This is a genomic window from Phenylobacterium immobile (ATCC 35973), from assembly GCF_001375595.1.
Taxonomy (GTDB): Bacteria; Pseudomonadota; Alphaproteobacteria; order Caulobacterales; family Caulobacteraceae; genus Phenylobacterium; species Phenylobacterium immobile.
This window is the reverse complement of record NZ_CVJQ01000001.1, coordinates 45,163-58,835: the sequence shown is the minus strand read 5'-3', so window position 1 is coordinate 58,835 and position 13,673 is coordinate 45,163. Positions and strand designations below refer to the sequence as shown.

At 67.9% G+C, this 13,673-nt stretch carries 12 protein-coding genes; 8 read left to right on the top strand and 4 right to left on the bottom strand.

Features of this window, described 5'->3' with window-relative positions; all coding sequences use genetic code 11:
* Nucleotides 1-72 precede the first annotated feature (72 nt).
* Nucleotides 73-555: a peroxiredoxin gene (locus BN1313_RS00260; RefSeq protein ID WP_091734929.1), complete on the top strand. Its 483-nt coding sequence runs from the start codon at nucleotides 73-75 to the stop codon at nucleotides 553-555.
* Here BN1313_RS00260 and BN1313_RS00255 read toward each other — a convergent pair.
* Nucleotides 552-1,112, bottom strand: coding sequence for a DNA-3-methyladenine glycosylase (locus tag BN1313_RS00255; protein ID WP_091734926.1), 561 nt, complete (start codon nucleotides 1,110-1,112; stop codon nucleotides 552-554). The two genes, BN1313_RS00260 and BN1313_RS00255, sit on opposite strands and share 4 nt — an antisense overlap.
* A gap of 54 nt (nucleotides 1,113-1,166) precedes the next feature.
* Between BN1313_RS00255 and BN1313_RS00250 the strand changes: the two genes are divergently transcribed.
* From BN1313_RS00250 to BN1313_RS00240, 3 genes are all read left to right on the top strand, one after another.
* Nucleotides 1,167-2,081 (top strand): L-threonylcarbamoyladenylate synthase, encoded by a 915-nt coding sequence (locus BN1313_RS00250; protein ID WP_091734923.1) that lies wholly within the window; start codon nucleotides 1,167-1,169, stop codon nucleotides 2,079-2,081.
* Nucleotides 2,082-2,140: 59 nt separating this feature from the next.
* On the top strand, nucleotides 2,141-2,947 hold the full coding sequence (gene yaaA / locus BN1313_RS00245; RefSeq protein WP_091734920.1) for a peroxide stress protein YaaA: 807 nt from the start codon (nucleotides 2,141-2,143) through the stop codon (nucleotides 2,945-2,947).
* Between the two features lie 114 nt (nucleotides 2,948-3,061).
* Nucleotides 3,062-4,555, top strand: a complete 1,494-nt coding sequence (locus BN1313_RS00240; RefSeq protein WP_091734917.1) for an MFS transporter — start codon at nucleotides 3,062-3,064, stop codon at nucleotides 4,553-4,555.
* A 1-nt stretch (nucleotide 4,556) separates the two neighbouring features.
* Here BN1313_RS00240 and BN1313_RS00235 read toward each other — a convergent pair whose 3' ends face one another.
* Nucleotides 4,557-5,078: a YbjN domain-containing protein gene (locus BN1313_RS00235; RefSeq protein ID WP_091734914.1), complete on the bottom strand. Its 522-nt coding sequence runs from the start codon at nucleotides 5,076-5,078 to the stop codon at nucleotides 4,557-4,559.
* A gap of 102 nt (nucleotides 5,079-5,180) precedes the next feature.
* On the opposite strand from BN1313_RS00235, the gene BN1313_RS00230 reads away from it, so the two are divergent.
* From BN1313_RS00230 to ppc, 4 genes are all read left to right on the top strand, one after another.
* Nucleotides 5,181-6,173 carry an SPFH domain-containing protein gene (locus tag BN1313_RS00230; protein WP_425414975.1) on the top strand — a complete coding sequence of 331 codons (993 nt, stop codon included), beginning with the start codon at nucleotides 5,181-5,183 and terminating at the stop codon, nucleotides 6,171-6,173.
* A 7-nt stretch (nucleotides 6,174-6,180) separates the two neighbouring features.
* A complete protein-coding gene (locus BN1313_RS00225; protein WP_091734911.1) occupies nucleotides 6,181-6,642 on the top strand; it encodes an NfeD family protein in 462 nt (153 codons plus the stop codon).
* A gap of 110 nt (nucleotides 6,643-6,752) precedes the next feature.
* Nucleotides 6,753-8,063, top strand: a complete 1,311-nt coding sequence (locus BN1313_RS00220) for a hypothetical protein (protein ID WP_176695849.1) — start codon at nucleotides 6,753-6,755, stop codon at nucleotides 8,061-8,063.
* A 172-nt stretch (nucleotides 8,064-8,235) separates the two neighbouring features.
* Nucleotides 8,236-10,926: a phosphoenolpyruvate carboxylase gene (gene ppc / locus BN1313_RS00215; RefSeq protein ID WP_091734905.1), complete on the top strand. Its 2,691-nt coding sequence runs from the start codon at nucleotides 8,236-8,238 to the stop codon at nucleotides 10,924-10,926.
* Between the two features lie 9 nt (nucleotides 10,927-10,935).
* Here the strand turns inward: ppc and BN1313_RS00210 are convergent, their stop codons facing one another.
* Both BN1313_RS00210 and BN1313_RS00205 read right to left on the bottom strand, forming a co-directional pair.
* Nucleotides 10,936-12,594, bottom strand: a complete 1,659-nt coding sequence (locus tag BN1313_RS00210; RefSeq protein ID WP_091734902.1) for an MFS transporter — start codon at nucleotides 12,592-12,594, stop codon at nucleotides 10,936-10,938.
* A gap of 100 nt (nucleotides 12,595-12,694) precedes the next feature.
* Nucleotides 12,695-13,672: an NAD(P)H-dependent flavin oxidoreductase gene (locus BN1313_RS00205; protein ID WP_091734899.1), complete on the bottom strand. Its 978-nt coding sequence runs from the start codon at nucleotides 13,670-13,672 to the stop codon at nucleotides 12,695-12,697.
* Nucleotide 13,673: the final 1 nt, after the last annotated feature.

Genomic DNA, 13,673 nt, shown 5'->3' with positions numbered 1-13,673 from the left:
GGCTGCGGAAGCCTGTTGCGTTGTCGCGGCAGGCGGCTATCTCCCAACCATCACCTTTGAAGGGACGATCCGATGAGCATCCAAGTGGGCGACAAACTGCCCGAAGTGACCCTGATCGAAGCCACGACCGAAGGCCCGAAGCCGGTCACCACGGCCGAGTTCTTCGGCGGCAAGACCGTCGCCCTGTTCGCCGTGCCCGGCGCCTTCACCCCCACCTGCTCGGCCAAGCACCTGCCGGGCTTTAAGCAGAACGCCGGCGCGATCCGCGACAAGGGCGTTGACGCGATTGCCTGCGTCTCGGTCAACGACGCCTTCGTCATGCGCGCCTGGGCCGAAGATCAGGCCGTCGGCGACGATGTGGTGATGCTGGCCGATGGCTCGGGCGTCTTCGCCAAGGCCGTGGGCCTGGAGATGGACGGCTCCAAGTTCGGCATGGGCACGCGCTCGCAGCGCTACTCCATGATCGTCAAGGACGGCGTCGTGACCTCGCTCAATATCGAAGAGCCCGGCCAATTCTCCGCCTCTTCGGCCGAGACCCTTCTGGGTCAGCTCTAGGCCGTCGGAAACGGCCGGCTCACGAACCGTGAGCCGGTCTCGCCGAACCGCCAGGGTTGGTCCGCCGCCTTGGTGATGCCGATCCGCGGACCTGTCGCTACGCCGGCGTTGGCGCCTGGCGTCAGGCTGAAGGGCGCATGATCGGCCCGCGCGCCATCGTGGGCCCGCGTGACGCCCAGCGCCTGGCAGAGCTTTCCGGGCCCAGAGCACAGTTGACGCCGCTCGCTCACGCCGCGGCGCTCTTCCATGACCATCAGGCCGTCCGTGGGCTCCAGCGCTCGGATCAGCACCGCCTGGCCCGCCTCGGGTCCGCAGACCAGGTTCAGGCACCAGTGGATGCCATAGGACCGGTAGACGTAGATGCGCCCCGGCGGCCCGAACATCGCCGCATTGCGCGGCGTCGGTCCTGCGAAGCTGTGCGAGGCCGGATCCTCGTGATGATAGGCCTCGGTCTCGACGATCCGCCCGCCGACGCCCTCCACCAACAGGGTCCAGCCGATCAGCTCGCGCGCCGCCTCGAGCGATGGCAGGCGGAAAAGGTCGGCGACAGCGTCCATCGCGCCCTTGTTAGGTCAGGTGACGTGGCCGCGCCAAGCCGCTAGGGCAGGGCGATGATCGCGCCTTCGGACATCGCTGACGCCGTGGCGGCTCTCCGCGCCGGGCTCTTGGTTATCCTGCCCACGGAAACCGTTTATGGCCTGGCGGCCGACGCCGTCGATCCGCGCGCGGTGGCGGCCCTGTACGCCGCCAAGGGCCGGCCGAGCTTCAACCCGCTGATCGCCCATGTCGCGAACCTCGCCGGCGCGGAGGCTATCGCCCATTTCGACGACCGCGCCCGCGCCTTGGCGAAGGCCTTCTGGCCAGGCCCCCTGACGATCGTCCTGCCCGCCAAGGACGGCGCCGTCAGCGACCTCGCCCGCGCCGGACTCGACACGGTGGCGGTGCGCGTGCCGTCCCACCCACTGGCCCACGCCGTGCTCGCGGCCTTTGCGGGACCGGTCGCGGCGCCCTCGGCCAACCGCTCAGGCCGGCCAAGCCCGACGCGCTACCAGGACGCCGTCGAGGAGACGGGGCGCGCCTGCGCCGCCGCCCTGGACGGCGGCGCCTGCGCGGTCGGTCTCGAATCGACCGTGGTCTCGGTCTTGAGCGAGGTGGCGATCCTGCGCCCCGGCGCCGTCACCCGCGCCCAGATCGAGGCTGTGGTCGGGCCGCTTGCGGAAGCCGCGGAGGACGGACATCGCTCTCCGGGCCGGCTCACCCGCCACTATGCGCCGTCAGCGCCCGTCCGCCTCGACGCCGAGCGCGCCGAACCAGGCGAGGTCTTCCTGGGCTTCGGCCCCGGCGCGGCCGACCTCAATCTCAGCCCTTCCGGCGATCTGGCGGAAGCGGCCGCCAACCTCTTCACCTTCCTGCGGCAAGCCGATCTGCGCGCGCCGACCGCGATCGCGGTGGCCCCGATCCCTGAGCACGGCCTGGGCGAAGCGATCAACGACCGCTTGCGTCGCGCGGCGGGCTTTGTCGGCTAGTTGGGGATAGGCTCCGCTCGGGTCTTGGCGGCGTCTGCGGTCCCGCCTAATCATTAACCATGCTGATCGTGCTCTCTCCCGCCAAGGCTTTGGACTTCACCGCGGGCCCGGATTGGGCGCCGGTCACGACGCCTGAACTTCGCGACGACATCGCCGACCTGGCCAAGGTGACCGCCATGCTGAAGGTCGCCGATCTGAAGCGGCTGATGGACCTCTCCGACAACCTGGCCAAGCTCAACCGCGAGCGTTTCCAGGCCTTCGACCCCAAGTCGGAGGAGGGAGTCCAGGCGGCCTTCGCCTTCAACGGCGACGTCTACGCCGGTCTTGAGGCCCGCACGCTGGACCGCAAGGGTCTGGCCTACGCCCAGGACCATGTGCGGATTCTGTCAGGTCTTTACGGCCTGCTGCGACCGGCCGACATGATCCAGCCCTATCGGCTGGAGATGCACTCACGCCTCAAGACGCCGCGCGGCCAGAGCCTCTACGACTTCTGGGGCGACCGCATCGCCAAGGCGCTGAACGCCGCCGGCCGGGGCCACAAAGAGCGCGTGCTGATCAACTGCGCCAGCGGCGAGTACTTCGGCGCGGTGGACCGCGCCGCCCTGGCCATGCCCGTGGTCAGCTGCCGTTTCCTCGAGGAGAAGGACGGCGAGGCCCGTATCGTCTCCTTCTACGCCAAGCGTGCGCGCGGCCTGATGGCGCGCTACGCCATCGACCATCGGATCGAGAAGGCGGCGGACCTGCGGGCCTTCGATTCCCAGGGATATCGCTTCGTGGCGAGTCTCTCCTCGGATGAGGAGTTCACCTTCCAGCGCGCCCAACCTGCGCCGCCCTCCGTCCAGAAGAAGCTCCCGGCCCAGGCCTGACGCTGGCGTTGAGGCCCTGCCTGGCCTGATCGCCGCACCGCCCCAGGTTCCGTTTGCGTCGGGCCAAAGCATTCGTTAGGTCGGCGACCAAAGCATGACTGAGGGGGACCGACGATGACGCAGCGCGCCGACGAAGTGCTGGCCGAAGACGTCACTGACGAAGCGGGGGCGCAGGCCGCGGCGATCCTCGATGAGCCGCAGGGCCGTGGTCGCCGCATCTGGGTCGTCCCGCTCATCGTCGGTTCGGCGCTCTTCATGCAGAACCTCAACGCCAATTCCATCACCACGGCCCTGCCGTCGATGGCCCGGGGGTTCGGTGTCGATCCTGTGCATCTCAATGTCGCGATCATCGCCTACCTCCTGGGAACGGGCCTTGTGCTGCCCGTCTCGGGTTGGATCGCCGATCGCTTCGGGGCCAGGCGCGTCTTCATGGCGTCGATGGGCCTTTTCGCCGCCGCTTCCGTGCTGTGCGGTCTCAGCGATTCCCTGGGCGTTCTGTTGATCTGCCGCGTTGTGCAGGGTGGCGTTGGCGCTTTGCTGGCTCCGGTGGGACGCATGGTGCTCCTGCGGAGCACGCCCAAGACCGAGCTGGTCAGCGCCATGGCCGTGCTCACCATTCCCGCTCTCCTCGGGCCGCTGCTTGGTCCGGTGCTTGGCGGCGCGATCGTCACCTTTCTGACGTGGCAGTGGATTTTCTACCTGAATGTTCCGATCGCCATCGCCGGTCTTCTCCTCGTTCGGGCCTATGTGCCGGACGTGAGGGAGCAGGCCGCCCCGCCGCTCGATTGGGTCGGAATCGTTCTCACGGGCCTAACCCTCGCGGCCTTTGTTTGCGGTCTGGGCACGCTCGGTCGCGACGAACTGCCCGCGATCGCCGTCGGCGGACTGCTGGCATCGGGGCTCCTGGGCGTCGTCCTCTACGTCCTGCACGCCCGCAGGGCCGCCCAGCCGGTCATTGATCTGAAGATGTTCGCTATTCCCACCTTCCGCGCTTCCGTTCTGGGCTTCCTGTTCCAGGGCCTGTTGCCCACCGCGACGCCCTTCCTGCTGGCGATGCTCCTGCAGGTCGGTTTCGGTATGAGCGCGCTGCAGGCGGGCTTCATCGCCTTCACGACGGCGATCGGCTCCCTGGCCATGCGCACGACGGCGGCGCGGATCCTCCGCCGTTTCGGCTTCCGCAACACCCTGATGGTCACCTGCCTGCTGTCCAGCGGCTTGACCGCGGCCTGCAGCCTCTTCCGACCCGATACGCCCACCTGGATCATGGTGTTCGTCCTGGTCGCGGGCGGCTTTGCGCGCTCGCTGCAGTTCACCGGCATCAGCGGCATGACCTACGCTGACATCGACCACGACCAGATGAGCCGGGCGACGACGACTTCGGCGATGTTCCAGCAGTTCGGCCAATCGGTGGGCGTGTCCCTGGCGGCGCTCCTGCTCCTGGCGTCTTCAGCCTGGCGCGGCGAAGCCCACCTTACCTGGCAGGCGGTCGCCCCCACCTTCACGGTCATCGCGATCCTGGCGCTCACCTCGCAGATCTTCTTCGTCGCACTGCCCAAGGACGCGGGCGACGAGATGAACAATCGCTCGACGAAGCCCAAGGCCGCCTGATCTAGGGCGCGCTCGCCAGATAGCCGTTGGGATCGTCCAGGAACTCGCCGAAAGCGGCGAGGCAGCCCTGCCAGGCCCCAAGGTGAGCGGTCATTTCGTCACGGCTGTCGCGGGCGAACAGCAGGGCGTCATAGGCCGCGCGCAGCTGGCCGGTCTGGTCCTGGAAGGCGCGGCAAGCGATGGCGGTCTGGTTGAAGCGGTTAAGCTGGATCAGGCTGGCCGCGCCCTTGGTCGCCGGCGCAGAGAACAGCACGGCCTTGCAGGCCTTTCGGCTCGCGTCGCAGCCGGCGAACTGTACGCTGAAGCCGTAGGCCGGCGTCGTCACTCGCATGAAGACCGAGTCGGCCTCCGAACCGCTGATCTCGCCCTTGGCGCCCATCGCGGCCAGCAGGCCCGTCAGGCTTGCCGGATCGCGCGCGTCGAAGGCGGCCTGAGGGGCCGCAGGCTTCGCGGGGGGCCGCGTCTGGGCGGCGGCGGGCGCGCCAGCCAGCACGCCGCAAAGGAGGAGGGGAAGGATGCGCATGGCGTCATCCTACACCGCCGGACTTCGGCGCTATCAAGGCGTGACTTTGAGCGGTCACGCACGTGACGTAAGCTCTCGCCGATCGCGTTGCGGGAGGATCTGATGAACATCGAGCTGGCCGTCGCTGTCGCGTTCCTGGCCCTGGCCCTGATGATTGTCCTGGGCGCCATCAAGATCGTCCCGCAAGGCCGCGAATACACGGTCGAACGCTTCGGCCGTTACACCCGGACCCTCAAGCCTGGGATCACCTTCCTGACGCCCTTTGTCGAAGGGGTCGGCCGGCGGATCAATATGATGGAGCAGGTCCTGGAGGTCCCGCGCCAAGAGGTCATCACCAAGGACAACGTCATGGTCCAGGTGGACGGCATCGTCTTCATCCAGGTCATGGACGCCGCCGCGGCGGCCTATCGGGTCGACAACCTCCATAACGCCATCGCCCAGCTGGCGATGACCAACCTGAGGACCGTCGTGGGTTCCATGGAACTCGACGAGGTGCTCTCGCAGCGCGACCACATCAACTCGCGTCTGCTGGACGTCATCGATCAGGCGACGGGGCCCTGGGGTGTGAAGCTCGCCCGCATAGAGATCAAGGACCTCCAGCCGCCGCCCGATATCACCGACGCCATGGCGCGGCAGATGAAGGCCGAACGCGAGCGGCGCGCCGTCATCACCGAAGCCGATGGCGAGAAGCAGGCCGCTGTCACCCGCGCCGAGGGTCTGAAGCAGGCGGCGATCCTCCAGGCCGAGGGCCGCCGCGAGGCCGCCTACCGCGACGCAGAGGCCCGCGAACGCGCAGCTCAGGCCGAGGCCAAGGCGACCGAGCTCGTCTCGAACGCCATCGCCGCCGGCGACGTCAACGCCATCAACTACTTCGTCGCCCAGAAATATGTGGAAGCCTTCGCCAAGCTGGCCGAGAGCCCGCAGCAGCGCACGGTGATCGTGCCCGCCGACATGGCCTCGCTCGTCGGGGCGATTTCAGGTGTCAGCGAACTCTTGAAGTCGGCGCCGGCGACTGTCGCTGGACCGCCCCCATCTGCGCCGCGTCGCTCCCCCGCGCCGCGCACCGGTCCGGCGGTCCCGCCGTCGGAAGTCTGAGGCCGCGATGGCGCAAATGGCCAGCCTCTACGCCGACCATCCGCTGTGGATGTGGTTGGCGCTCGCCGCGCTTCTTCTGGCCGCCGAAATTGGCATGGGCTCGGGCTGGCTGCTGTGGCCGGCGGCCTGTGCGGCGGCCACAGCCTTCATCGCCAAGATCCCGGGACTGAATTTTCCCGGCGCCCTGGCGGCCTTCGCCGCCCTGACGGCCGCTACGACGCTGCTCTCGCGACGCTACATGCCCAAACCAGAGGCGGATGGCCCGGACATCAATGATAGCGCAGCACGTTTGATCGGCCGCCGCGGTCGGCTGGTGCAGGCCCTCCCCGGCGCGCTGCGCGCCATGGTCGATGGTAAGGAGTGGCCCGTGGAGGTCGCCGGTGCTGAGGAGATCGCCATCGGCGCCGCCGTAGAGGTTGTCGCCGTGCGCGACAGCGTGCTGCAGGTGCGGTCAACGCCCGTGTCATAGTTTGGCCTGTTTGGCGCCCCAGCTTGACCCGATAGGGCGGACCGCCTTTAACGTCGCCCAACCAGAAACCCACACCGACACCGACCGGAACACCAGGAGACTTCTGACCCATGAGGCCTTTGGGATTAGGGCTCGTCGCGGCCCTCGCCATCAGCTTGCTGGCGCCGCTGACGGCGAATGCGAAAGACGCTGTTTCCGCGGACCAGCGTAAAAAGGGCATGGCGGAAGCGCCAGCCGTCGTGCAAGCCGCCGGCCTGAACTGCCAGGTCGCCGATGCGCGGTTCCTCGGCGTGACCAAGGACGCCAAGACCAAGGTCAACACCTCCTATTATGAGGTCGACTGCGGCGCGAGCCAGATCGGCTACATCGTCCAGTCAACGTCGGACGGTGTTGCGCCCAAGTCCTTCAGCTGCCTGGAGGCCAACAGCCCGACAGCTGACGGCAAGCCCTCGTCCCTGTCCTGCATCCTGCCGGGCAACGTCGACGTGAAGGCCAAGCTGGGCGCTGCGCTGCGGACGTCCAACGTCACCTGCACGCCGGACAATTTCCGCGGTATCGGCCAGAGCCCGACTCAGACCTTCGCCGAAGTCGGCTGCACCCAGGGCCCCGGCTACATCCTGATCGGCTCCGCCCCGCTCGACCTGACCAAGCCGATCGAGGCGCAGGACTGCCTGAACTACGACACCGAAGGTTCGGCGATCTCCTGCACCCTGTCGGACAAGGCCAAGCGCATCGCCGTCGTCGACACCTACGCCGCCGCCGCCAACAATGGCTGCGCGGTCAAGGATCGCGGTTTCCTGGGCACCAGCCGTGACGGCTCCACCTATTTCGAAGCGGCCTGCCAGGATGGCAAGGGCTACGTCTACAAGGTCTCGGCTGGCGCGCTTGCCCAGACGATCGAGTGCGCCAAGGCCCAGCCGCTGTTCGGCGGCTGCAAGCTGACCGACGCCCGCGCGGCTGAAACCGAGCAGGCCGGTCTCTATACCCGCCTGGCCAAGTCGGCCGGCTCCACCTGCGACGTCACCCGCTACGCCATCTTCCCGACCTCGGGTTCGGATGAAGCGGTTGAACTGGTCTGCGCCAACGGCAAGGGCGCGGTGGGCCTGTTCAAGGCCTCCGGCGCCGGCAGCAAGGTGCTGGACTGCGCCCATGCCCTGATCGCCGGCTATAAGTGCGGCCTGACGAACACCACCGACTGGGGGACGCTCACCGCCGACCTCAACAAGCTGAACGTTAAGAGCTGCGTCGTCTCCAACGCCCGCGTCATGGGCAAGACGGCCGCTGGCGTCATGCTGGTCGAGACGGCCTGCGCCGACGGCTATAAGGGCTACGTGATCGACTATGACGCGGCCACGCTCGCCCCGGTCAAGCAAACGGGCTGCGCCTTCAGCGCCGACTGCAAGCTGCCCGGCAACACCTGATCGCGCCTGATCGAATATGAGATTGGCCCGTGGGTTCGCCCGCGGGCCTTTTTCGTTTCGGTCGGCGCCCAGAGCCCAGGCGCCGGCGTCGTGGCGCGCCCCGCCACGCCGAAAAGGCGCCGAAGGCGGGATCGGCGCCTCTATTGTGAAGCCGCCAGCGCGCGGGAGACCCATGCAAGCCAACCTGCCTGACCAACTCCGCAGCAGCGTCCGTCATCTGGGCCGGGTGCTGGGCGACGTCATCCGCACCAGCGATGGCCCGCAGGTCTTCCGCCAGATCGAGGACATCCGCCGCGCATCGGTGAACTTCCACCGCAGGGGCGGGGCCGAGGCCGAGCGCGCGCTCGCCGATCGGCTGGGCGCCCTGTCCCTGGCGGAGACGGTCCGGTTCGTCCATTCCTTCGCCTGCTTCCTGCAGATCACCAACATCGCCGAGGATCACATCCAGCGGCGCGCTGGGCGCGTGCGGGACCTGCGGCCGGATTCTATGGCTGGCGCGCTGCGGGACCTCGCCGCCCACGATGTCGATCTTCACGCGGTCCGGACCCTGCTCGACGGCGCGCTCATCGCCCCGGTTTTGACCGCCCACCCCAGCGAGGTGCGTCGCAAGAGCGTGCTTGACCGCCAGGGCGCGGTGGCGGGCTTGCTGGACGCGCTGGATCACGGTCGCGGCCAGGCGGACCGCACACGGCTGGAGAGCGAGCTCTTCCGCGAAATGTCGATCTTCTGGCGAACGCGGCAGCTGCGCACGGTCAAGATCGCGGTCGCCGACGAGATCTGGAACACGGTGTCTTTCTTCGAGCGTAGCTTCCTGGAGGAGCTGCCCAAGCTCTACGCCCACTGGACGCGCCTGCTGGGCGCGCCGCCGAAGAGCTTCCTGAAGGTCGGTTCCTGGGTGGGCGGCGATCGCGACGGCAATCCCTTCGTCACCGCCGACGTCATGCGGCAGGCCCTGGCTCAGCAAAGCCGCGCGGCTTTGCTGCTCTATATGGAACGTCTCGACGCCTTGGGGGCCGATCTGTCCATCTCCCAGGACCTGGCGGAGTGCACGCCCGAGCTCCTGGCGCTGGCGTCGCCCGATAACGATCCGAGCGGCCAACGGGTCGACGAGCCCTATCGTCTGGCGATCCGCGGCATGTACGCCCGCCTGACCCAGACGTACGCTCAGCTCGTGCGCGAGACCGCCCCACGGCCTAGCCGGTTGGCCGCCGAACCCTATGCCTCGCCGGACGAGTTCAAGGCGGACCTGGGTGTTCTGCAGCATTCGCTGGTGGACTCCTATGGCCCTGCCTTCGTAGAGGGCCCGCTCGCCGATCTGATCCGCGCCGTCGACGTCTTCGGCTTCCACCTCGCCAGCCTGGACATGAGGCAAAACTCCGCGGTCCACGCTCGCGTGGTCGCAGATCTGCTCAAGGGGGCGGGCGTTGAGGCGGACTACGACGCCCTCGATGAGGCGGACAAGTGCGCCCTTCTGGAGCACGAACTCGGCCATGGGCGCCTGCTCACCTCGCCGTTCGCCGCCTATGCCGAGGAAACCGCCAAGGAGCTGGCCATCCTGAAGGCCGCGGCCGAGATCAAGGCGCTCTATGGCCCCGATGCGATCCGCGTCTACATCGTCTCCAACACCACGACCGTGTCCGACCTTCTGGAGGTCTATCTGCTGCTGAAGGAGGTTGGCCTCTTTGTCCCGGGTGAGCCGCCCCGCGCCGACATCTTCGCCGAGCCGCTGTTCGAAACCATCGGCGACCTGCGCGCAGCGCGCGAGACGATGAGCGCCTATCTCGCGATTCCGGTGATCTCCAAGCTCCTGAAGGCGCCCGGCCTTCAGGAGGTGATGATCGGCTATTCTGACTCCAACAAGGACGGCAGCTACCTGACCTCCACCTGGGAGCTGCATAAGACCTCGCGCGCCCTGGTCGAAGTGGTCCATGCCGAGGGCCTGCGGCTGCAGCTGTTCCACGGCCGCGGCGGGGCGGTCGGCCGGGGCGGAGGGCCGGCGTTTGAGGCCCTTCTCGGCCAGCCGCACGGCACTGTCGGAGGCCGCGTGCGGATCACCGAGCAGGGTGAGGTGATCTCCAACAAATACGCCGATCCGGAATTGACCCGGCAGAGCCTTGAGACCCTGACGGCCGGCGTCGTGCTGGCGTCCCTGCGCCCACCCGTGCAATCGGAAACCGACGCCGGTCGCGGCGAGGCGATGGATGTGCTGTCCGAAGCCTCGATGCGGGCCTATCGCAGCCTCGTTTATGAGACGCCGGGCTTCGCCGATTACTTCTTCGCCGCCACCCCGATCAGCGAAATCGCCGACCTGAACATCGGTAGCCGCCCGACCTCGCGCCAGCCCAGCCGAACCGTCGAGCAACTGCGCGCCATTCCCTGGGTGCTGTCCTGGTCGCAGTCGCGCGCCATGGTTCCGGGCTGGTACGGCTTCGGTTCCGCCGCCCTCGACGGCGGGGTGGAGATGGCGCAGCTCAAGGAATTTTACGCCCAGTGGCCGTTCTTCCAGACGGTCATCGCCAATATGGAGATGGTGCTGGCCAAGGCCGACCTGGCGATCGCCGAGCGCTACGCCGGCCTCGTCGAGGATCGTGCGCTCGCCGGCCGTATCTTCGGCGAGATCAAGACGGAGTGGGAGCGAACCTGCGAAGCCATTCTGGCGATCACCGGCCAGCCGCACCTGCTGGCGGCCAACCCGGACCTGGCCGGCGTCATCCAGTCGCGTCTGCCCTACATCGATCCCCTAAACCACCTGCAGATCGAGCTGATCCAGCGACGCCGTCGCGGCGACGATGGCGAAGAGGTCCGCAACGGCATTCACTTGACCATCAACGGCATCGCCGCGGGCCTGCGCAACTCCGGCTAGGGCGAGGCGCTAAGCCTCGTTCTCGCCGCCGCGCATCATCGGCGCCGAGCCGCCAAGGCCCCAGAGCAGGCCGACGCTCTGGCGCTCCAGCATGCGGGTTACGACGGGCGGGCCGTCGCCGGCGTGCAGGCTGTTCAGGTGGTCGATGTTCTCCACGTCAGCGTTGGTCCGGCGCTGGTTGTGACGCACGTAATCGGCCCAGGTCGGCACGTGGTACATCTCGAGCCAGGTATCGGGGCGCGCCAAGTCGCGCATCAGGTGCCAGCCCTGCGCGCCATCGCGACGACGAATGCGCCGCCGCTCCGCCATGGCGCTGTGGAAGGCTTCGAGGCGCTCCGGCGGGATATGATAGGCGACGGTGATGAACACCGGGCCGCTCCGCGGCTCGACCGGCACAGATGTCTCGGGCTCGCTCCAGCGGCCCAGTGGGTCGAGGTCCAGCGCCTCCAGCTTCGGCAGGGGTGCGAAGAGACCGGCCGCCACCGCCAGCAGCTGGCACCCTCCGGAGGCCAGGAGCGCGATCGATACGCCCTGGTGTTCAGCCAGGAAGCCGAAACCCCAGCTGCCCAGCGCCATCCCGCCGAACATGCCCATCTGGTAGACTGAGATCGCGCGGCCGACGACCCAGCGCGGCGAGGCCATCTGGACGGTCACGTTGCAGGTCGAGAGCCCCAGCACCCAGCCGACGCCGGCGGCGAGCAGGGCGGCCATGGTGAACATCTGGATGTGGCTGACGGCTGAGACCAGGGCGCCGATGGCGACACAGAGGCCGGCGATCCGCAGGATCGTCTCGGTGGCGAACTTGCGTCGCAACATGGCCCCCAGGAACGCGCCGGTCACCGCCCCGACGCCGAACGCGCCCGAGAGCGCCCCGAAGACGACTGGGCCGCCGCTGAGCACGTCGCGGGCCACGACCGGCATCAAGGCCGGGATCGCCGCAGCGGCGAACCCGAATAGGGCGGCGCGGAACAGCACCCGGATGATGCTGGGAGACATGGCCACATAGCGGAGGCCCGCGCCCATGGCGTAGTGCAGCCGCTCGGGCGGGCCGCTGCGGGGTGAGCGCTCAGGTTTCCAGCGCGCGAGGACGATCGACAGCGGGATGTAGCTGACGGCGTTCACCAGGAACGCGACAGCCGCCGAGAAGTAGGCCAGCAACATGCCGCCCAGCGCCGGTCCCAGGCTCCGCGCCAGGTTGAACCCCATACCGTTCATCGCAACCGCGTTGGGCAGGATCGATCGGGGCACGATGTCGCCGACCGAGGCCTGCCAGGCCGGCATGTTGAAGGCGTTGCCGCAGGCGATCAGGAAGGTGAAGCAGAGCAGGACCCAGGGCGACAGCAACCCGAGCCCTGTGAAGACCGCCAGGCACGCCGAGGTGAACAGCATGAAGACCTGGGCGCAGATCATCACCCGCCGGCGATCCATGCCGTCGGCCAGCGCGCCCGCCAGCAGCGAGAACAGCACGATCGGCGCCGTCGTCGATGTCTGCACTAGCGCGATCAACTGTGGCGAGGCATGCATGGACGTCATCATCCAGGCCGCGGCCACCGCCTGGATCTGGCCGCCAAACTGGGCGACCAAATTGGCTGACCAGATGCCGCGGAACAACGGCACTGAGAACGGCGAATCCGAAGGCCGCTTGGCGATGGTCTGTGATGCGCTCATGCCGGACGAATGGCATATCGCGCCGTCCTGCGCGATAGGCGCGCGGCCCTCTGCGGCGTAAGTTCGTTAGAATTCCGAACCTTCAAGATGATCCTCGCGGCTAAGCGTCGCCAGCGAGCCGTCGGCGAAGATCGCGTTGCGCGACGATGTATTCGTCGGCGAGGCGCGTCACCAGATCGTGGGTGGCGACAACCTCGTGGACCGCGCCGATCCCCTGGCCGCTGCCCCAGATGTCGCGCCACGCCTTGGCGCCCGCCGTTGCCTTGGCGAAGTCCATGGCTGACGGGTCGGACACCGGCAGGTTGTCGGGATCCAGCCCTGCGTTCTCGATCGATCGCCGCAGGTAGTTGCCGTGAACGCCGGTGAAGAGGTTCGAGTAGATGATGTCATCGGCGGAGCTCTCCACGAGCGCCTGTTTGTAGGCGTCGCTCGCCGCCGCTTCGGTCGTGGCGATGAACGCTGAGCCGACATAGGCCAGGTCCGCACCCATGGCCTGAGCGCCGAGGATCGCCGACCCGCTGGCGATGGCCCCCGACAAGGCGATCGGCCCTTCGAACCAGGCGCGCAGCTCGCCGATGAGGGCGAAGGGCGACTGGCGTCCGGCGTGGCCGCCGGCGCCGGCGGCCACGGCGATCAGCCCGTCGGCGCCCTTTTCGATCGCCTTGCGGCCGAACCGGTCGTTGATCACGTCGTGCAGGACGATCGATCCCGCGCTGTGGGCGGCGGCGTTGACGTCTTCGCGCGCGCCCATGGATGTAATGACGATCGGGACTTTGCGGCGCGTCGTCGTCTCTACGTCCTGCTCAAGCCGCGGATTGGAGCGGTGGACGATGTGGTTGACGGCGAAGGGCGCAGAGAGCCGATCAGGATGGTCGCGATCCCAGGCGGCTAGCGCCTCGGCGATCTCTTGAAGCCATTCGTCCAGCAGGCTGGGCGGCCGGGCGTTGAGCGCGGGAAAGGATCCGACGACGCCCGCGGTGCACTGGGCGATCACCAGCGCCGGCTGCGAGACGATGAACATCGGCGCGGCGATCACCGGAAGGCGCAACCGTCCGGCGAGCGGCGCGGGAAGCCTCACT